19 protein-coding genes and 1 pseudogene are annotated in these 19,880 nt (G+C 61.0%); 8 read left to right on the plus strand and 12 right to left on the minus strand.

The window, feature by feature from the left end:
* Positions 1-47 precede the first annotated feature (47 nt).
* A complete protein-coding gene (locus BH682_RS06000) occupies positions 48-1,463 on the plus strand; it encodes an FAD-dependent oxidoreductase (RefSeq protein WP_075832425.1) in 1,416 nt (471 codons plus the stop codon).
* Between the two features lie 86 nt (positions 1,464-1,549).
* Positions 1,550-3,847, plus strand: coding sequence for a serine/threonine-protein kinase (locus BH682_RS06005; protein ID WP_075832426.1), 2,298 nt, complete (start codon positions 1,550-1,552; stop codon positions 3,845-3,847).
* 27 nt (positions 3,848-3,874) lie between these two features.
* On the opposite strand, the gene BH682_RS06010 is transcribed toward BH682_RS06005, so the two are convergent.
* Positions 3,875-4,183 (minus strand): amphi-Trp domain-containing protein, encoded by a 309-nt coding sequence (locus BH682_RS06010; RefSeq protein ID WP_037129603.1) that lies wholly within the window; start codon positions 4,181-4,183, stop codon positions 3,875-3,877.
* A gap of 248 nt (positions 4,184-4,431) precedes the next feature.
* On the opposite strand from BH682_RS06010, the gene BH682_RS06015 reads away from it, so the two are divergent.
* The 3 genes from BH682_RS06015 (at position 4,432) to BH682_RS06025 (ending at position 7,687) form a co-directional block, all read left to right on the plus strand.
* Positions 4,432-4,875 (plus strand): Fur family transcriptional regulator, encoded by a 444-nt coding sequence (locus BH682_RS06015; protein WP_075835169.1) that lies wholly within the window; start codon positions 4,432-4,434, stop codon positions 4,873-4,875.
* Positions 4,876-4,911: 36 nt separating this feature from the next.
* Positions 4,912-7,134, plus strand: a complete 2,223-nt coding sequence (gene katG / locus BH682_RS06020) for a catalase/peroxidase HPI (protein ID WP_003941458.1) — start codon at positions 4,912-4,914, stop codon at positions 7,132-7,134.
* A 79-nt stretch (positions 7,135-7,213) separates the two neighbouring features.
* Positions 7,214-7,687 (plus strand): NUDIX hydrolase, encoded by a 474-nt coding sequence (locus tag BH682_RS06025; RefSeq protein WP_003941446.1) that lies wholly within the window; start codon positions 7,214-7,216, stop codon positions 7,685-7,687.
* Between the two features lie 17 nt (positions 7,688-7,704).
* Here BH682_RS06025 and BH682_RS06030 read toward each other — a convergent pair whose 3' ends face one another.
* Genes BH682_RS06030 through ctaD form a run of 3 tightly spaced genes read right to left on the minus strand, consistent with a single transcriptional unit; the run spans position 7,705 to position 10,487 of the window.
* Positions 7,705-8,523 (minus strand): universal stress protein, encoded by an 819-nt coding sequence (locus BH682_RS06030; RefSeq protein ID WP_075832428.1) that lies wholly within the window; start codon positions 8,521-8,523, stop codon positions 7,705-7,707.
* Positions 8,501-8,752: a hypothetical protein gene (locus BH682_RS06035; RefSeq protein ID WP_007726433.1), complete on the minus strand. Its 252-nt coding sequence runs from the start codon at positions 8,750-8,752 to the stop codon at positions 8,501-8,503. Before BH682_RS06035 ends, BH682_RS06030 begins: the two co-directional genes overlap by 23 nt.
* Complete coding sequence (gene ctaD, locus BH682_RS06040) at positions 8,745-10,487, minus strand: aa3-type cytochrome oxidase subunit I (protein ID WP_007726434.1); 1,743 nt, start codon at positions 10,485-10,487, stop codon at positions 8,745-8,747. Before ctaD ends, BH682_RS06035 begins: the two co-directional genes overlap by 8 nt.
* A gap of 199 nt (positions 10,488-10,686) precedes the next feature.
* Between ctaD and BH682_RS06045 the strand changes: the two genes are divergently transcribed.
* Positions 10,687-11,067, plus strand: coding sequence for a VOC family protein (locus BH682_RS06045; protein WP_007726436.1), 381 nt, complete (start codon positions 10,687-10,689; stop codon positions 11,065-11,067).
* A gap of 3 nt (positions 11,068-11,070) precedes the next feature.
* Here the strand turns inward: BH682_RS06045 and BH682_RS06050 are convergent, their stop codons facing one another.
* The 3 genes from BH682_RS06050 to BH682_RS06060 all read right to left on the minus strand — a co-directional run bounded on the left by BH682_RS06050 (position 11,071) and on the right by BH682_RS06060 (position 14,071).
* On the minus strand, positions 11,071-12,771 hold the full coding sequence (locus BH682_RS06050; RefSeq protein WP_063314904.1) for a GAF domain-containing sensor histidine kinase: 1,701 nt from the start codon (positions 12,769-12,771) through the stop codon (positions 11,071-11,073).
* Positions 12,761-13,492 carry a response regulator transcription factor gene (locus BH682_RS06055; protein WP_039972719.1) on the minus strand — a complete coding sequence of 244 codons (732 nt, stop codon included), beginning with the start codon at positions 13,490-13,492 and terminating at the stop codon, positions 12,761-12,763. The genes BH682_RS06050 and BH682_RS06055 overlap by 11 nt, the downstream gene beginning before the upstream one ends.
* A gap of 234 nt (positions 13,493-13,726) precedes the next feature.
* Positions 13,727-14,071, minus strand: a complete 345-nt coding sequence (locus BH682_RS06060) for a nitroreductase/quinone reductase family protein (protein WP_037129595.1) — start codon at positions 14,069-14,071, stop codon at positions 13,727-13,729.
* A 238-nt stretch (positions 14,072-14,309) separates the two neighbouring features.
* Here BH682_RS06060 and BH682_RS06065 point away from each other — a divergent pair, with 238 nt between their 5' ends.
* Positions 14,310-14,531, plus strand: a complete 222-nt coding sequence (locus tag BH682_RS06065; protein ID WP_075832430.1) for an RGCVC family protein — start codon at positions 14,310-14,312, stop codon at positions 14,529-14,531.
* Between the two features lie 107 nt (positions 14,532-14,638).
* Here BH682_RS06065 and BH682_RS06070 read toward each other — a convergent pair whose 3' ends face one another.
* Positions 14,639-15,241: a hypothetical protein gene (locus BH682_RS06070; protein WP_083954651.1), complete on the minus strand. Its 603-nt coding sequence runs from the start codon at positions 15,239-15,241 to the stop codon at positions 14,639-14,641.
* Between the two features lie 23 nt (positions 15,242-15,264).
* A complete protein-coding gene (locus BH682_RS06075; protein WP_007726458.1) occupies positions 15,265-15,714 on the minus strand; it encodes a winged helix-turn-helix transcriptional regulator in 450 nt (149 codons plus the stop codon).
* Between the two features lie 127 nt (positions 15,715-15,841).
* On the opposite strand from BH682_RS06075, the pseudogene BH682_RS06080 reads away from it, so the two are divergent.
* Positions 15,842-16,921, plus strand: a pseudogene (locus BH682_RS06080) (MFS transporter); the annotation flags it as partial.
* 84 nt (positions 16,922-17,005) lie between these two features.
* On the opposite strand, the gene BH682_RS06085 reads toward BH682_RS06080, so the two are convergent.
* From BH682_RS06085 to BH682_RS06100, 3 genes are all read right to left on the minus strand, one after another.
* A complete protein-coding gene (locus BH682_RS06085) occupies positions 17,006-18,256 on the minus strand; it encodes an amidohydrolase (RefSeq protein ID WP_064689438.1) in 1,251 nt (416 codons plus the stop codon).
* A 97-nt stretch (positions 18,257-18,353) separates the two neighbouring features.
* Positions 18,354-18,776, minus strand: a complete 423-nt coding sequence (locus BH682_RS06090) for a hypothetical protein (protein WP_007726468.1) — start codon at positions 18,774-18,776, stop codon at positions 18,354-18,356.
* A 469-nt stretch (positions 18,777-19,245) separates the two neighbouring features.
* Positions 19,246-19,794, minus strand: coding sequence for a hypothetical protein (locus BH682_RS06100; protein ID WP_003943619.1), 549 nt, complete (start codon positions 19,792-19,794; stop codon positions 19,246-19,248).
* Between the last annotated feature and the right edge of the window lie 86 nt (positions 19,795-19,880).

Genomic DNA, 19,880 nt, shown 5'->3' on the forward strand with positions numbered 1-19,880 from the left:
GAAAGCGGACTTGATCTCCAGCGCAGTTGAGGTCCTAGCCTCGGGGGATGATCAACGCCAGAGGTCCAGCGGTATCCCCGCCTGCGGCGCCCCGATTCTTCTCACCACCGCTCAGTGTCGCGATCGTCGGAGCGGGGCCGGCGGGAATCCACGCCGCCGGCGCTCTCGCCGAACTCGCGCCCGGCACCAAGACAGACGTGTTCGAGCGTCTACCGACGCCGTACGGACTGGTGCGCTACGGTCTCGCACCAGGGCACCCCGAGTCCGAAAAGTTCGCCCATTCTCTGCACACCACGCTGGTCGCCAGTGAGTTCCGGCTGTTCTGCAACGTGGAGATCGGAAAGGACCTTTCCGTCGATGACCTACGTTCGTCCTACGATGCCGTGATCATTGCAACCGGTGCGCCGCGGGATGCACCTCTCGACATTCTCGGCGTCGAGCTTCCAGGTTCTTTCGGTGGCGCCGAGTTTGTCGGTTGGTACAACGATCACCCGGACAGCTCGCCGCAGTGGCCGCTGAACGCGGAATCGGTCGCAGTGATCGGAGGTGGCAACGTCGCACTCGACGTCACCCGTATGCTCCTCGCCGAGGCGCAATCGCTGCAGGCCACGGACGTCTCCGACCAAGTTCGGGAAGGGATCGCCGGCAGTCGAGTTCGCGAAGTACACATCTTTGTCCGGCGCGGACCAGCCGACGCTCGCTTCTCCCCGAACGAGTTGCGCGCTCTCGGTGAACTACCCGGCGTAGATGTTGTCGTCGATTCTGTCGATGTCGTACCGGACCGGCATGTCGAGCGGATGACCAAACAGTTGGTGCACACCCGACTGGCAGTCGAGACACTCCGTGGTTTCGCGGACACTGCGCCTGCCGACCGAACTGCCCAGCGTCGAGTTCACCTGCACTTCTACCGACAGCCGGCGCAGATTCTCGGCAACGGGAAAGTCGAGGCACTCCGCGTCGAGCGGACAGTCCCGGACGGATACGGTCACGTCACCGCTTCGGGTATCTGTACCGACTATCCGGTTCAAGCTGTGTACCGGGCAATCGGATTTCTCGGGACGCCACTTGCCGGGGTGCCTTTCGATCACGGACGCGGCAATGTTGCGCACCAGGGCGGCGCAGCGGTCGACGAGAGCGGCTCGCCGATCGCAGGTTTGTTCGTGACGGGCTGGATGAAGCGAGGTGCCGCCGGGCTGATCGGTGCGGCTCGGCCTGATGCACGCCAAACCGTCGAAACCTTGCTGCGACAGTTGGATTCGGCATACGAGCGTCGAGCCGGCCACGGCCGTATCGCGGAGGTCCTCAGGGCCGGCAGAGTGGTGCCCGTCGATTGGGACGGATGGCTTCGCATCGATGCCGCCGAACGTGCCCTCGGTGTGAAGCATGGGCGTGATCGGATCAAAATCAAAGAGCGCGACGAACTCGTTCGCATCGGCACGGAGTCGGCAGTTCACGCCGAATAGATTCGCTGGGGTCTGGAGTACCACCGGGGTTACGCTGAAGTGAGTCACTCCGATTCATTGTGATCGAGGTGCGGAACAGAAGTGTCATGAATGAACGTGGTGCGCAGGCCAGTGACGCGACAATCGCGAGCGGGCCCCTGACCGAACGGGGCACCGTCACCGAGTTGCGCCCCTCAACGCTGCCGGTGATGCGTGACGGCCAGAACGGTGCAGACGGCCTCGGCCGCCTTGTGGCGGATTGGGAGGAGGGACGAACCCCGTCCGACCTGAGCGACTATCTGCCTGATCCAGCCAAGATTCGTCGGGCGGCGCTGATCGAATTGGTCGGAATCGACATGGAGTACCGCTGGCTGAAAAATGATTGCCCGAAACGGCTCACGGATTACTGTGCCGAGTATCCCGAATTACTCGAAGAACCATTACCGGCCGAGCTCCTGTACGAGGAGTTCCGGCTGCGGAAGCAGGGTGGGGAGGACGTCGCAGCAGCCGAGTACCTCAGCGAGTTTCCCTTGCAGGCAGAGAGTTTCGAGCAGATGTTCGACCGTGATTCGATGGCCGGTCGCGAAGACGTGATGATGTTGGGACTCTCGGGTTTCGACGAGTTCGAAATCGGGCAGCACCTGGACGATTTCGAGCTGGTGTTGGAACTCGGGCACGGCGCATTCGCCCGAGTGTTCCTCGCTCGGCAACTCTCGATGCAGCGGTGGGTTGCGTTGAAAATCTCGCGCAACGTCGGAGTCGAGCCGCAGACTCTCGCCCAGCTCGACCATCCCAACATCGTCCGGGTCTTCGATCAACGGTTGCTCGAGGAACGCGCACTGCGAGTCCTGTTCATGGAATACGTGCCGGGTGGGACCCTGCTCGACGTGGTCAAACTTGTCCGCGTGACACCGCAGGCGCAGCGGTCCGGACAACTACTTCTCGACGCCATCGACAAGACCCTGGCGAAGAAGGGAGAGATGAAGCCCAGCGAGACGAGCCTGAGGAGCGAGATCGCTGCGATGTCGTGGCCGGAGACCGTGGCCTGGATGGGGATGCGACTGGCCGATGCCCTCGAGTATGCGCGTGAGCACGGCGTATTACATCGGGACATCAAGCCGGCGAATGTCCTGCTCAGCGTCGAAGGCATCCCCAAGCTCGCCGACTTCAACGTCAGCTCGAGTGAGGAGGTCTCGACCGAGGACGCTGCATGTTTTGTCGGAGGCTCGCTTGCCTACATGTCTCCGGAGCAATTGGAGGCCTGTGCGGTGGGGGCGCCTGGCACACTCGACACCCGTAGCGACATCTATGCACTGGGCGTGATGTTGTGGGAACTCCTCACCGGGAGTAGGCCTTTCACGGACGACGGTACGGGGGAGAGCCCACCGTCGCCCAAGAAGGCGCTCGAGGCCCGCCGGCGCGGGGTGGATCCCGCAGCCGAGGCACGGCTACCGGACGACTGTCCGCCGGCGCTGCGCCGAGTTCTGGTCAAGTCTCTCTCGCCGGAGAGAGACGGAAGGTGGTCTGGCGGCCGAAAGTTGGCTCGTCAGTTCGCACTGTGTCTGGACCGGTCTGCTCGCAATCTGGTGGACCCACCGGAAGGGAGTCCACGTTCGACGTTGTGGAAGTGGGCGCTGCCGATAGTGCTTGCCGCGATCGGAATTCCGAATCTTCTTGCGGCGGGCTACAACTACTACTACAACAAGATGCTGATCATCTCGGGTCTCTCGCCGCAGGCTCAGCAGCATCTCGAGCAGGTTCATCTGGTCATCGGGGTGGCTGCGTTCTCTCTCGGTGCCGCAGCGATCCTGTATTGGTGTCGGCTTGCACTCACCGTGCCTCACGGACTGCGCAACGGTCAGACGTACAGCGCGGAGGTCTTGAACAAAGCGCGTACCGCGACGCTGAATGTCGGACATCGCGCGGTGGTGATCGCATTCGGGCTGTGGGTTCTGGCCGGTATCGCATATCCGGTCGCATTGCAGATTGCCGCCGGCGGAATTCCGCAGCGAGCCTACGTGCACCTGATGTCGTCGCTGGCGGTGTGCGGCGCCGTCGCAGTCGCGTATCCGTTCTTCATCCTGACGTATTACTCGGTTCGATGTCTGTATCCGATCTTGTTGTCGCACGGCGAGTTACGAAGCGACGACGGACGCGATATTCGCTCACTGGGTCGGAGCAGCACGCGTTACCTCGCAGTCGCGGCGTCGGTTCCCCTGGTGGGAATCGCGGGGCTCAGTTTTGTCGGTTCGGGTGCCGGTGAGGAACTCAACGCAACAGTCCGTGCGCTGTGTTTGGGCGGGATCGCCGGATTCATCGTTGTGTATCAACTGTTTCGACGGATCGAAAGTGACCTCCGAGCACTGCTGCGCGTCGTGTCTCTCGAGGTGTCGACGTCTCCGTAAGTGCCGAACAACCGTATTCGAGTCGGCCTATGTGGAAGTGCTCTTGCGTGGTCGGCTGCGACGAACTGCTTTGGTGCGAGGCGGAGACTTCTCTTCCGATTCTTCCTGAGGGTCGTCGCGCCAGTGAATCTCGATTTCTATCTCGACTTCGTTGCCGTCGACTTCGATCTCGAGTTCCCACCGAACCTGTTCCGGAACACTGATTTCGATCGAGTCCCCACCCGACCCCAGCTCCACTTCCGATCCACTGGCGAGGGCTTGGCCGAGGGCGATGAGTCGGTCGGCGACTTCCTGCCGTGAGAGTTCTGACTTCCTCTTGATCTCCAGTTTGGGCACGAGCACTCCTGACCTCGGCGGATTCTCCCTTTCACGGTAGTTGGACGAAGGGGAGATTGTCGGAGTTTGTGGAACCACACAGCAGGACGCGTCGACGCGCAACAAACCTGAAGGCGGTGTGGGGACGCCAGAAAGAGCGAGGAATCCGGCTCACTTCCAGCACGGACGAATCGGGCGGGAGGGCCCTGTCAGCGATGATTTTCGCGAAAGTCTGGGTTCAGTCCAGAAGATTGCGCAATAGTGGAAAGGTGCCTTCGACGCCGGATTATGCAGCCCAACTGCGTAACGCTGAGCTTCGCGTGACTCGTCCCAGAGTCACGGTGCTCGAGGTTGTGCATGCACGCCCACACGCAGCCACCGAGACTGTCTTCGATGCTGTGCGGGCTGTTCTGCCTGGGGTGTCGCGGCAGGCGGTCTACGACGTGTTGCACGCTCTCACCGACGCCGGGCTGATCAGGCGGATCCAACCGTCCGGATCGGTGGCGCTGTACGAGTCACGCGTCGGCGACAACCATCTTCACGTCGTCTGCCGGTCCTGTGGGGTCGTTTCAGATGTCGACTGCGCAGTCGGAGAGGCACCGTGTTTGACGCCGTCGGCGCACAACGGTTTCGTTCTCGACGAAGCCGAGGTCATTTACTGGGGCCTGTGTCCCGACTGCTCGACAACTCAGAGTTTGCGATCACAAACGTGATCGAAGTCCGTTCTACTCGCTCATGGAGGGATTATCGTGTCCGATAGTTGCCCGGTTGCTCACGACGGAAACACCGAGAGCACCAGCGAAAGTGAAAACCCCGCAATCCCGTCTCCGACGCCTACCGGGAATCGTCCGAGAACAAACAGCGACTGGTGGCCGAATCAGCCGGATCTCTCTGTCTTGCATTCACATTCGTCGAAGTCGAATCCGATGGGTGCCGACTTCGATTACGCCCAGGAATTCGCCAAGCTCGATGTCGAGGCGCTAAAGCGCGACGTCATCGCGTTGATGACGGCGTCGCAGGATTGGTGGCCGGCCGACTACGGGCACTACGGCGGACTCTTCGTGCGTATGAGCTGGCATGCTGCCGGCACCTATCGCATTGCAGACGGCCGCGGCGGTGGCGGCCAAGGTGCTCAGCGTTTCGCCCCGCTCAACAGTTGGCCGGACAACGCCAGCCTCGACAAGGCCCGGCGCCTGCTTTGGCCCGTGAAGCAGAAGTACGGAAAGCAGGTTTCCTGGGCCGACCTGCTGGTGTTCGCGGGCAACTGTGCCCTGGAGTCGATGGGGTTCAAGACCTTCGGCTTCGGATTCGGCCGAGAAGACATCTGGGAGCCCGAGGAGATCTACTGGGGTCCCGAGGACACCTGGCTCGGCGACGAGCGTTACAGCGGAGACCGTGAGCTGTCCGGACCGCTCGGAGCCGTGCAGATGGGCCTGATCTACGTCAATCCCGAAGGACCCAACGGGCAACCGGATCCGGTAGCGGCCGCCCGCGACATCCGAGAAACGTTCGCCCGCATGGCGATGAACGACGTGGAGACAGCTGCGCTGATCGCCGGCGGTCACACCTTCGGCAAGACGCACGGAGCCGGACCGGCCGACCTCGTCGGACCGGAGCCGGAAGGTGCTCCCATCGAGCAGCAGGGACTGGGCTGGAAGAGTGCCTTCGGCACGGGTGTGGGTAAGGACGCGATCACCAGTGGTCTCGAAGTCGTGTGGACTCCCACTCCGACGAAGTGGGACAACACCTTCTTGGAGATTCTGTACGGCTACGACTGGGAGCTGACCAAGAGTCCGGCGGGTGCGTGGCAGTGGATTCCGAAGGACGGCGCGGGGGCGGGCACCATCCCGGATCCGTTCGATTCGTCGGCCGGACGCACCCCGACGATGCTGACGACCGACCTGTCCCTACGCCTGGATCCGACGTACGAGAAGATCACCCGGCGCTGGCTCGATCATCCGGAAGAATTCGCCGAAGAGTTCGCCAAGGCTTGGTACAAGCTCCTTCACCGTGACATGGGACCGGTCACGCGCTACCTGGGACCTTGGGTTCCCGAGCCGCAGCTGTGGCAGGACCCGGTTCCCTCGGCCGATGATCAACTGATCGGGGACGCAGACATCGCGATCCTCAAGAGTCGACTTCTCGACTCCGGGCTGTCCATTTCGCAGTTGGTATCGACGGCGTGGGCGTCTGCCGCGAGCTTCCGCAGCACGGACATGCGCGGCGGCGCCAACGGTGCGCGAATCCGACTGGAGCCGCAGAAGAATTGGGAAGTCAACGAGCCTGCAGCTCTCTCCGCGGTGCTTCAGACTCTCGAGCGTGTTCAGCAGGACTTCAACCAGGCTGGTGGAGCAAAGGTTTCTCTCGCCGACCTGATCGTTCTGGGTGGTACAGCGGCCGTCGAACAGGCTGCGAAGAACGCCGGACAGGACATCACGGTCTCGTTCACGCCGGGCCGAACGGATGCAACGCAGGAGCAGACAGACGTCGACTCGTTCGAGGTACTCGAACCCCGGGCCGACGGATTCCGGAACTACCTCAAGGGAGGCGAGAAGATTCCGGCAGAGATTCTGTTGGTCGACCGCGCGTACATGCTGTCGCTGACCCCGCCCGAGGTGACAGTGCTGGTCGGCGGACTTCGCGCGCTGAACGCGAACTTCGGCAATACCCGTCACGGCGTGTTCACCGATCGTCCCGAGACGTTGACCAACGATTTCTTCGTCAACCTTCTCGACATGGGTACCGAGTGGAAGCCGTCGAAGACGGACGAAAACGTATACGACGGCGTTGATCGCGTGACGGGCGATCCGAAGTACACGGCAACTGCGGTCGATCTCGTTTTCGGATCGAATTCGCAACTGCGTGCACTCGCCGAGGTGTACGCCAGCGCAGACGCCAAGCAGAAGTTCGCCGAGGACTTCGCCGCAGCCTGGACCAAGGTGATGGACCTCGACCGGTTCGACGTGAACTGATCCAGCAGATCGTCGACGACGCCCCGCGAGCTTGTTCTCGCGGGGCGCCGTCATTTCACGCGCACGATAGCGTGGTCGTGTGGCCGATCAATTTGCGCTGGTACCAGCGGTGTACGTGATGTTCTGTCGAAGCAACCCGGTACAACGGCGCGAGGTGCTGCTGCAATTGCGCGAGGGCACGGGATTCATGGACGGATACTGGGCTCACGCTGCTGCGGGCCACGTCGAACTGGGGGAGTCGGCGATCGACGCTGCCGTTCGGGAGGCTGCGGAAGAACTTGGTGTCGAATTGCTTTCCTCGGAACTGAAGCCGCTGACCGTGTTGCATCGCCGCCACGCGGACGGGAGCGAACCGGTGGATCATCGAGTGGACTTCTTCTACGAATGCCGCACGTGGTCGGGTGAACCACGCCGGATGGAGCCGTTGAAATCTGCAGATCTGCGGTGGTGGCCGGTTGACGAACTCCCGGAGAAGTTGGTCGACCACGAGCGTTTCGTAATCGAAGCCCATCACTCCGGTCAGCTCGCACCCATCCACAGTTACGGCTTCTGACCGGGTGACGATCTGATTCAGGCTTCGCTGGCAACGATGACCGGGCAGTGTGCTTTTCGAATCATCGCACTGCTCGTGGTGCCGAGAGCGGTGTCGTCGAACGAGCCTCGCCCACGCCGACCCACGACGAGAAGCCGTGCCTCGGTGGAGAGTTGTTCAAGAATGGCAACCGAGGGGCCGTCGAACTCGATCTGACGGATCGCGACGCCAGGGTAGAGCGTGGCCCAACCCGACAGTTGCCACGTCAGCGGCGTCGAGTGCTGGGGCGCGTGCCCGGATGCGAAGTCTCGACGCAGCTCGGCCTCTGGCGGCGCTGCGTGCACGACGACCAGTTCGGTGTTCGCTGCCTCTGCTTCCTTGAATGCGATGGCCAGAGCGCTTTCGCTGTAGGCGCTTCCGTCCAAACCGACGACAACCGGCAAGGCTGTCGCAGCGCTGCTTTCACGCGGTGTTCCGACTCTTGCGAACGAACATGTCGGTCCAGGTGCGGCGGGATCGTCCTGTGGTGCGACGATCAAGGCGGCCTCAGCTGTCAGCGCGGTGAGAATTGCGGTGTTCTCCCCGGAGATCAGATCGGTCCGGATCCGAAGATCTGGCGACACCGACTCGGCGATCTGAATGGCCTCCATGAACAGGCCGGTCGGCGATGCCGAGGTGTTCAGATCGGCGCTCGGAGCTACGAAAACGATTCGCATCCAGAGACCGTGGCGATGTGCGAACTCAGCCGCCCACGTGATCTCGCCGGGGCGCAGCGGGGATCCGTCGATGCACACGACCACCGCTCCGTCCGCGGACCACTCCGAGGTGATGAGATCAGTCGATAGTTCGGGCTTCATCGTGAACTCCTCGAGCTGTGTCTGTTGAATGCGAACTAGCTTGCAGGACAGTGCCGAACAGCAATCCTGCGACGACTATCGAGCACGCGGCAGTCGTCAGGGGCAACCACACGAGCGTCGTAACAGCGAACATGAGCACGAGCAACGGGGCGAGGAGATGGCCGGGTTTCGCTCGGCATTCGTGGTGCTGCTTTTCTGCCCAGGCTCGGTACTTCGTGCCGTCATTCATGTTGTTTCACCTCAGTTCTCACGTCGGAAACCGACTTGTGACCAAGCAGTCCGACATGCGCCTCGTCGCGCATTCTTTCGACCATGTGGGGGTAGTGCAGTTCGAATGCCGGCCGCTCACTGCGGATTCGGGGAAGTTCGGTGAAGTTGTGTCGCGGTGGTGGGCAGGACGTCGCCCATTCGAGCGAGTTTCCGAAGCCCCAAGGATCGTCGACGGTCACAATTCGGCCGTACCGGTAGCTCTTGAAAACGTTCCAGATGAACGGAATCGTCGAGGCTCCGAGCACAAACGCGCCGATGGTCGAGATCGTGTTGAGAAGAGTGAAATTGTCCGATGGCAGGTAGTCCGCGTACCGACGAGGCATGCCCTGGGCGCCGAGCCAATGCTGGACGAGAAATGTTGCGTGAAAGCCGATCAGGGTCAACCAGAAATGGATCTTGGCGAGCTTCTCGTCCAACATCCGGCCGGTCATTTTCGGGAACCAGAAGTAGATTCCGGCGTATGTCGCGAACGCGATTGTCCCGAAGAGGACGTAATGGAAATGCGCGACAACAAAGTACGAGTCGGTGACATGAAAGTCCAAGGGCGGGCTGGCAAGGATGACGCCGGAGAGTCCGCCGAACAGGAATGTGACCAGGAAGCCGACGGAGAACAGCATGGGCGATTCGAAAGTCAACTGCCCCTTCCACATGGTGCCGATCCAGTTGAAGAACTTGACTCCGGTGGGAACTGCGATCAGGAAGGTCATGAACGAGAAGTAGGGGAGGAGAACGGCGCCGGTTGCGTACATGTGGTGAGCCCACACAGCGATCGACAGTGCAGCAATTCCCAATGTTGCATAGACCAATCCGGTGTATCCGAAGATCGGCTTGCGGCTGAAGACGGGGAAGATCTCCGAGACTATGCCGAAGAACGGCAGCGCCAGAATGTAGACCTCGGGATGGCCGAAGAACCAGAACAGGTGCTGCCACAACATGACTCCACCGGTGGCGGGGTCGAACAGGTGCGCTCCCAGGTGCCGGTCCACCCACAGTCCGATCAAGGCAGCAGCGAGCAGCGGAAAAACGAGGAGGATCAGCATGCTGGCGACCAGCGCATTCCACGTGAAGATCGGCATGCGGAACATCGTCATACCCGGGGCGCGCAGGCAGACGATCGTCGAAACGATGTTGACTGCGCCGAGGATGGTGCCGACGCCGCCGAGAGCGAGACCGATGATCCACAGGTCGGCGCCCATGCCGGGGGAGTGGAGTTCGCTGGTGAGCGGTACGTAGGCGGTCCAGCCGAAATCTGCCGCACCACCAGGTGTTACGAATCCGGCGGACGCGATCAGGCCGCCGAAGAGATAGAGCCAGTAGCTGAAGGCGTTGAGTCGCGGGAAACACACGTCCGGCGACCCGATCTGCAGTGGCATGAGGTAGTTGGCGAATCCGAAGAACACCGGGGTCGCGTACAGCAGGAGCATGATCGTGCCGTGCATGGTGAACAACTGGTTGTACTGCTCGTTGGACAGGAATTGCATTCCCGGAACGGTCAATTCCATGCGCATGAGTAGTGCCATCAGTCCGCCGATCAAGAAGAAGGCAAACGATGTCACGATGTACATCAGACCGATCATCTTGTGATCGGTGGTCCTGAGGATCTCGACCAGTTTCGAACCCTTCGGAGCGGTTCGGGGAATTGCATCGGCGGGGGAATCGACCTCACCGACCGGCCGGGGCGCGAGATCAACCACGACGGCCGCCTACGCACATCGACGTGACGAAAGACCGAGAATGCCTGGGACTGTGGAACATAACGCAATGATCGTGGCGACCGGGAACTCGGACGAGGGGAAAAGGTCCCTAGGATCGGAACAGAGGCATGGCGTAGATCACGTGGTCCGGTACGGTCGAGAGAGTTGTCTTCACGAGCCGAAAGAAAGCGAGATGGTCATGGCATGTCGTATCAGTGAACTGGTGCTCGGTTGCCGGGAACCCGAGGTGCTGGGCCGGTTCTGGTGCGAGGTCCTGGACTTCGTCGTGCTCGATCGAATGGACGACGGTTCGTTGGAGATCGGCCCACGCGAAGGGTTCGGCGGTCCGCAGCCGACGATCATCCTCAGTCGCAGAGACGAACCGGAGAAGGGTAAGCCCCGCCTGCATATCGACGTCAACGCCACCGATCGCGATCAGGAGGCCGAACTGGAACGCCTGTTGAGTCTTGGTGCGCGGCCGGCCGACATCGGCCAGACAGGGCACGAACAATGGCATGTCCTGGCCGATCCGGAAGGTAACGAGTTCTGCCTGCTCAAGGCCCAACTGGATCCGCTCTGACGCTCAACGATGCTGGATCGGCAACGGACTTCGCCTGGGGCTCAGCGGAACACGCCACACCAGTTCGGTGACACCGTTCTCGCTGGTGATGTTGCTCGAGCCTCCGCACTGACGAGCGCGGGTCGCCAGGTTGTCGAGACCGTGGATTCTGGTTGCCTGGTCGATTCCCACACCGTCGTCGACGATGCTGATGACAAGCTCCTCGGTGGCCCGGATGGTGACGTCGATGGCATCGGCATGTGCATGCCGCAGAGCGTTGCTCAAGCCCTCGCGCACAACGGCTTCGGCGTGCGGGGCAAGTCGAGACGGGACGGAACTGTCGATGGTTCCCTCGAAAGTGACGCTGGGAGTGATCGACGAGTGGCCGGACAGACCGTTGACGGCATCGAGTAGTCGCCGCCGCAGGCTTGTGGGAGTAGACATCTCGCTCGTATGGAGGTCGAAGACTGCGGTGCGGATTTCACGGACTGTTCGATCGAGTTGATCGACAGAGGTGTCCAATACGGTTCGAACGGTGTCCTCGTCGCCTGGACGTTGCAGCACCCCCTGCAAACTCAACCCGGTGGCGAACAACTGTTGGATGACGTGGTCATGGAGATCCCGCGCGATTCGGTCGCGATCTTCGAGGACGTCGACCAGTCTTTCTTTCCGTTGCTGTTCTGCGAATTCGACAGTGACAGAAGCGATGTCTGCCATCGCCGTCAGTTGCTCGATCTCGTCCACTCCCCACGGGCGGTTGCTGCGGCGTGACGCGAAGAGAACACCGCCGCCGAACGAGGTTCCGGAGAGGGGGAGTGCGACCACTGATTCGTCGCCGGAAACGTTCAGTGCCGGAACGGAACTGCCATGTGGTGCAGAGATCGGCCGCCGGCTCCGCGCAGCGTCGTCGATCACGGTCCCGGACAGATCGACGGCTGATCCGGTCGCGGGGGCAGGCTGGGAATCAGCAGCATCGGCGACGTGGACTACCGGCTCTCTGCCGAGGTCGTAGCGAACGACGCACACAAGATTTCCATCCGTGAGGTGCCGCGTCGTCCGAACCAGTTCCGATAGCGTCTCGTCGCGGGATCCGCCGCTGAGCAGACGTGCATTGACGGCGGCGACGGCCTTGAGCCAGGCTTCTCGCGTCCGGGATTCCTCGAACAGACGCGCATTGTCGATGGCGATGCTCGCAGCATTTGCCAGAATCTGGAGTACAGCCTCGTCGCGGTCGTCGAATGCAGTCCGTTCCGAGCTGTCCGCGAGGTAGATGCTGCCGAACACCTCGCCCCTGACGAAGATCGGAACACCGAGAAACGTGTCCATCGGCGGATGATTGGTCGGAAACCCTGCCGAGGACGGATGCGAGGAGATTCGGTCGGTTCGAACCGGGCACGGTTCTCGAACGACCAGGCCCAGCAGGCCGTGACCTTCGGGAAGATGCCCGATCTTGGCAACCTGCCCCTGAGTCATACCGGAGTGGATGAATCGGGACAAGCGTCCGTCGGGGGATTTCACGCCGAGCGCGCCGTAGTCCGCTTCGAGGAGATGTCGCGCGACGTCGACTATCTGTTGCAGGGTTTCGTCGAGCTGGAGTGTGGACCCGACGGTCAACACGGCACTGAGCAGTTTGGGAATTGCAGTCGGGTTGAGAGCAGTCAGCTCTGCGCTTCCGGCGATGTCGCCGAAAAGGCTGAGCATGAGCGCGTCGCGGCTACCTGGCATGGTGCGTGCCCGTGGTGGCGGAGAAGGGCGAGCCGGATGGCGTCAGCAGGTGAGTGGTCGCCTGGCCGGAAGGATCCGGGTGCGAAGTGCCCGCACGAAGCTTTGTCGCCAGAACTGCGGCCTGCGTTCGACGTTCGAGACCCAGTTTCTCGAGGATGCGTGAGACGTAGTTCTTGACTGTTTTCTCCGAGAGTTCTGCGTGCGAGCTGATCTCTCGATTGCTCAGTCCCTTGCCGATCAACTCGAAGATCAAGAGCTCCTGATCGGTCAACAGGGCTGCCGCAGTACCCGACTCCTGTTCGGACCGGATGCGCCGGACCAAACCGATCACCGCCTGGGTGTTCAACAGCGACTTGCCGGTAGCAACCGTGCGGATCGCCGACACCAGGTCGTGGCCGCGGATGTTCTTGAGGACGAATCCTCGTGCGCCGGCGATCAGGGCGTCGAGCAGTGCGTCGTCGTCGGAGTACGACGTGAGCATCAAAGTGGCGGCGCTCGGGTAGGTCGACGCCAGTTCTCGGCACAGTTCCACACCGTTACCGTCGGGAAGTCTGACGTCCATGACAACCACGTCGGGTCGGCATTCGGGTATTCCGGCCGAGGCTTCGCGAACACACGACGCCTCGCCAACAACGTTGAATCCCGATACCTGGTTCAACAGGTCTGCCAATCCACGACGGACGATCTCGTGGTCGTCGACCAGATAGATGCCGATCGTCACGGTGGTCACCTCTTCCAGCTCACGCCTGCCGTCGATGTTACCGGACGGTAATGTCCCGACAGGATCGGGTTGTCCGACCGATGGTCGACAAAAAACCCGCGTCGAAGGGTGCGAGACCGAGTCTCGATTGCACAGAGTCAAAGGTCCCGACCGTCACGAGATCTGAATCACCCAGATCTCGTGAGGCGGTGGGTGTGAGCTGAATGTGATTGCACCGGTGGCTGTTCGATCCGCTCAGTCGACGGGAGCGAGTTCGACGGAGACGTAGACACCCTTGCCTTTTCGGTGTGCGAGTGCCTCGCCGGGGCGATCGATACCGTCCAGTTGGAGAACGATCGGACCTTGTTCCGGGTAGAAATTGCGCCACCAACTCTTCTTGTCTGGCATGGCAACGCCGATCGTCACATGGTCGCCTTTTCGTTTGTAGGACACGGGCGCGCTGAAGGTGCGACCGGACTTGCGTCCGACGTAGGTGATGACGGTCATGGAACGGCCCAGTAGTTTGCCTACGATCGGAGCGCCGATCAGTGGTTGGACCACTACGTTCACGGCGGCGGATACACGTTGGAAAGTGTTCACGAGAAGCCCTTTCACGACGAATGCTGCACGAATTCGAATCCTGCACGGAAATGGTGCGTGCAGTAGTTCTATCCTGCTCGACCGGGAATGTCGCGTGGGCAGAAATTGGTACAAACCGGTGTGCCGAAGCGAGTAGCGTGGGGTACGTCGAGGGTCATTCGAATATGCGCGGTCAAGCCATGTCGTCCTCGACGCCAACCCGGTCTGTGGTCGAACGGCCGAGAACTGGAGCGCCTGTATGGCGTCGAACCCGTCCGATGTGTCGAATGCACGAGGGCAATCCGAGTCGACTGACGAGGATCAGAAAACACCGTCGATCTGCCCGGCGTGTCAGCACAGTATGGAATCCCATGATCCGCTCGGGGTTCGCTTCTGCGCAGTGACTGCCGACCGCGGTCTCGATCGAAAGTGCATCTGCGCTGCCGATCGTGAGGAAATTCAGCACTACTCGCGATACTGATCCGCCTGGGCATCACGTCAATTCATACGCCAAGATTCGACTGTCACCTCGACGACACTGCCCGCGCCACTGAACGCGCCGCGGGTGAACCGCACTGAGTGACAGATTCACCCTCGTTGCGACCACTTGCCGCGCAGAAGCATCAGTGCGGTAAGGGTGAGGCCCCATCCGATCGTGGACAGTGCGACGCCCACGCCTGCCTGTCCGGTGACATCAGTACTGGCGTCGATGCTGAATGCGGTGGTGAATCCTGCAGCAGTGCCGGCAGCGGCCGTCATACCGCCGGCCTTCATCCATCGCGAGCAATGGGCGGAACCGAAACACGCCAGAATCACTGTCAGTCCACAGGCGACGACCTGCCAGGTGGGGAACTGTGTCGGGGCAGGCAGGCCGGGGCCGCGGAATCCGCCTTTGTAGTCGGCTGACCAGCTGAGCCAGCCCACGCAAGACAGAAAGCCCAGTGCAAAGGCCAACAGGCCGGTGCTCCACAGTCCGAGTGAGCCCGATCCCGTGTGCCCGCCGCCGAGGCCGGTCGTGGAGTGCTCCAGGCCAGTTCGTTCCGAACGCCAGATTGTCCAGATGATGCTCGCGCCGATAGTTGCGGGCACGCCGACGAAGATGAATGCAATCCAGAGAAACTGCGGCCAGGAGAACTCGAGATCGACAGTCATGGTCGGAGTATGCGCGTACTTCGAATCATGTGCGCCCATCTGTCAATCTGGCGAGTTGCGGGTCAACCTTCCTCGACCTTCTCCACATGTGTACTTGTAGGGTCCAGGTCGATATTCCGTGTGTTGATCAGTCGAAGCCTGGGAACCGGATCGCCCGTGGTGTCGTCGATCAAGATCGAGTGTGGCTCACCGTCATCGAAGGCGTGGCGCTCTCCCCACTGTCGCAGGCTAATGATCACGATGAACAGATCCATACCGCGTTCGGTCAGGATGTACTCGTTGCGGGTACCTTGCGCGTTCGGTTGGACTTCGAAGATTCCCTGCTCGACAAGGACTTTGAGCCTGTCCGTGAGAATGTTCTTTGCGATGCCCAGGTTTCGTTGAAACTGACTGAATCTCGATGACCCGTCGAAGGCGTCACGCACGATCAGCAGCGACCATCTGTCGCCGATGATGTCGGCCGCTCGGGCCGTCGGGCAGTGCGGGTCTGTCCATTGTGCGCGATCCGGCATCGAGTTCCTCATTGGTTGCGTTTTGAAACTGTATTGACGTAACCTCCAAATGGTATCAAAACGCAACCAAGTTGAGGTGGAAGTGACTGCACGTCATGCTGTCGAGAACGCGCGGGGCAAGTTGAAAATGTCTCGCGGACTTCGCCTGTTGCTCGCAGTGCTCTGCGGGGTCTCGGTAGCCAACATCTACTACGCACAGCCGCTCCTCGGGCAAATAGGCTCGGATCTTTCCATTCCTCCGGCCGGCCTCGGTTTCGTAGTCGCACTCGCCCAACTCGGTTATGTGGTGGGGTTGATCGTGTTGGTGCCATTGAGCGATCTCGTGAATCGAAAGAAATTGATCGCAATCCAGATCGTCGCTGCTGCAACGGGAACGATGCTTGTTGCTCTGGCCACCACGAATCTGCAGCTGTTGATCGGGATGGCGGTCGCAGGCACGTTCTCGGTAGTTGTTCAAGTCATAGTTGCCTATGGTGCGGCAATCAGTGACCCGGACGAGCGGGGCGCAAACATCGGTGTCATCACCAGCGGCGTTGTCGTCGGCATCATCCTCGCTCGGACTGTCGCCGGCGCAGTTGCGGATCTGGCAGGCTGGCGGGCGGTCTACGCGGGATCCACTTTCATTTCGGTACTGGTCGCGGCCGTCGCGCTGACGATGCTGCCGAAAGATCCTCGTTTGCAACCCGATAGGCGTTCGTACGTGCGTGCAATGGGGTCTGTCGTGACGTTGACGCTTACGAACCGACTGTTTCGCACCCGGGCCCTGATCGCCTTGTTCCTTTTCGCGTCCTTTGGTGCTTTGTGGAGCGGAATGGCCCTGCCGTTGAGTGAGGAACCATGGCGGTTGTCGACCACACAGATCGGGCTCTTCGGAATCGCAGGATTGGTTGGAGCATTGGGCGCGGTCGGTGCCGGTCGGTGGGCCGATCAAGGCAAAGCGCAACGCGTCACCGGGGCGTCGTTGGTCGTTCTCTTGCTGTCGTGGGTATTCAACGCGCAGGCGACGCACTCGCTGGTGTTACTCGTAGTCGGTGTTGTTGCGTTGGACTTCGCCGTGCAGGCTGTTCATGTCACGAGCCAGAATCTGATCGTCGCGAACACACCGGAATCGTCGGGGCAGATCATCGGTAGTTACATGGTGTTCTATTCGTTGGGCAGCGCGGCTGGGGCGGTTTCCACCACTATGGTTTTCGACGCGGCAGGGTGGGGCGCTGCAAGTATTCTCGGCGGCGCCTACGCGTTTGCAGCCTTGATCGAATGGACGATCGATCGATTGCGGACCCGCAACACTCTAGGGAGTTGGGAGCCACGTCCTGGCCGCGACGACCAAGGCGTTCACACCGATGGTCAGGGTCGGCTCGATCACGGGAGCGTAGTGCGGAGAGTGGTTCGACGGCACGGTTCGCAAAGCCGGATCAGTCATGTCACCTGTCGTGAACAGTGAAGGGTCGGTACCGCCCAACAGCCAGTACGACAGTGGCGCACCGGCACTGGTCGCGAGAATGCCGACATCTTCACTACCTGCTCCCGCTCCGGGATCGAGAATCTTGTTCGTCCCCAACCATTCGGCAAACGCATCGAGTGTCTTGTCCAGCGCTGCCGGATCATTGACGACGATCGGAAAGTGCTCCGTCTCGGTGATGGTCGGTGGGGTGGGTGCACCGGCGGTGGCCGCTTCGCCCCGGACGATGCGGTCGACGCTGTCCAGGATGCGCTGACGCACACCTGCGTCGTAGCTGCGGATGTTGAGTTGCAGTTCTGCTTCGCCGGGAATGACGTTGGCGGCATCTCCAGCATGGATGGAGCCGACGGTGAGGACAGCTGTGGCAGTACTCGGGACCTCGCGTGAGATGACAGTTTGCAAACGCAACACGGTTTCGGCTGCCATGACCACGGGATCGACCGAGTTCTCCGGCATAGATCCGTGGGCGCCCTTTCCGACCAGTCTCACACGAAGTGAGTCCGATCCCGCATACGAGGGGCCGGCGTGCCCGGCGATCGTGCCTGCCGGTAGCGGCGATACATGTTGTCCGAGAACGATGTCGGGCCTCGGGAATCGCTCGAACAGTCCGTCGTCGACCATGGCTTGCGCACCCGCGCCAAGTTCCTCAGCCGGTTGGAAGACGAGGACAAGAGTGCCAGACCAGGTCGTCGTATCCTGAGAGAGGATCCGGGCCGCACCGAGTAAGCAGGTCGTATGCAGGTCATGGCCGCACGCGTGGCTGACCGAGACGGTCTTTCCCTGATCGTCGGTCGTTGTTACGGTACTGGCGTAGTCCAATCCGGTTTCTTCCCGAACCGGGAGGGCGTCCATATCCGCACGCAGCAGCGCTGTGGGGCCCACTCCGTTCTTCAGGACTCCGACGACTCCGGTAGTCCCGACATCGGTGGTGGTGTCGAATCCAAGTGCTGTTAAATGTCTTTCCACCAGACTGGATGTTCGTTGCTCGTGAAACCCCAGTTCCGGATGGCTGTGGAGGTCCTTGTACAGGTCGATCAAATCCAGATCCACGGCGATCGTTTCGTGCACTGACGAGGTCATGAGTGTCCTCTCGGTAGCGTCTTTTCAGGCTAACCGGGATGACGGGTCGGTAAACAGGACCTTAGGTCCAACGGTGCCGGTGATGCGGAGTCTGGTGCTACGGCACGTAGAACGATGTGACACCTGGGGTGATGATGGATCCGGCCACGGACAGCACGGCAACAGCGACTTGACCGGTCCCGGTCTGCACGATCGCCTCTGCTGGGACTCCGTTGAGACCGTCCGAGAGCCGAGCCGAGCCGGAGGCCCCGGTCGAAAGGTTCAGCCAGCGCACTTCGGACGAGAGCAGGCATCCCCACCGGCCTTCCTTGCCTCCGGTGATCGTCACCGTGCCGGGTTGTTCACCGACGACAGCTACGCAGCGGACGGCCGGCGCGTCGAAGCTGCCGTTCGGGTTGCCGTACGGCGCAGGGTTGACCTGGAATGGAATGGTCACCGCGGCGGATGCGAGCGCTACCGACGTCAGAGTAGAAGCGATCACGACGGATGTGCAGACGCTCAGTCGGCGAACGAGATTCATCACGGAGGCCTCCAGCCATGTCCAGGTGATTTGCTTGTCTTCCCCGACGTAACGTTTTGGTCGTAGCTTCCCTTCTTGCATCGCCGCATTGAAGACGACATCCTCACCGTATCCGGTTGCACAGGAGAATTCAGGTACTCGTCGCTATTCGCTACATGTGGCGGCCTCAGATGCCGTCCGTCGAACCGCCTCTGCCGTCGTCGAAGCACGTACTACGGCAACCGGTGTTCCGGCTGCGGGATCGAAACTCCAGTCCTGCCGATAGGACTGGAGTAGATCTGGATCTGTGATCATCGCACCTGGCGACAATCGCTGGGCGAGCGTGTTCAAAGCGTCGACACTACCATGATCTGGTTTCAGCCTTCCGCTCCGAGATGTGAAACTCATTGTGTCCAAGGCATGTCCGTGGACCCGAGAGTTGAAAGTCAGTATCTCGAGTGCGGTTGAGATCCACCGAATATGGCGTACGTCATATGTTGCTGAGGTCGGTCAGTACCTGATCGAAGGCGCCGGTACGTCCAGGTGTCACTACCTTCTGAAACAGTGTCAGGACACATTCGTCAAGGGCGTCCGTTGCCGTGAGGGTTCTTCTGGCGACGGTGCTTCTACCGGACCATCGGCCACGTTCCATGTGTGCCAATGCGATTCCGTCACGCCGGGCTGTTGCCTTTCGGCCCGATGAATGAACGAAGAGGTATGTTCTGCCCGCGATATCGACTTCGCACAGCTTGTTCTTGCGGCGCATGGCCTTGGGCTTCTGGTCGATCAGGGTCCCGATCGTTCCGTCGGACAATCGAAGTGATGCAGGTCGGCCTTTACGGAATGTGAGCCTGGATCGATCCTGCTCGGCTGTTGACGATTTCCTCTTCCGCCCGCCGGCAACGCTCTCCGATCCGTCGTCGGATGCGGGAATCAGTTCGCCTTGAACGTTCCCCGACGGATCGAATATCGATACGGCCGAACCACCTTCGGCGAGGTTGACGAACCAGCCGGTCTCTGTAGGGGTGTTCCATTTCATGTAGATGATTATTCTTCATCAGTGCCGAGGAACATCAGCCGACAGCCCGAGACGAGGATCGCGGTCAGGATTCGACAGTCACCTCG

Origin of the sequence: Rhodococcus sp. YL-1 (genome assembly GCF_001942025.1) — a bacterium.
GTDB lineage: Bacteria > Actinomycetota > Actinomycetes > Mycobacteriales > Mycobacteriaceae > Rhodococcus_F > Rhodococcus_F qingshengii.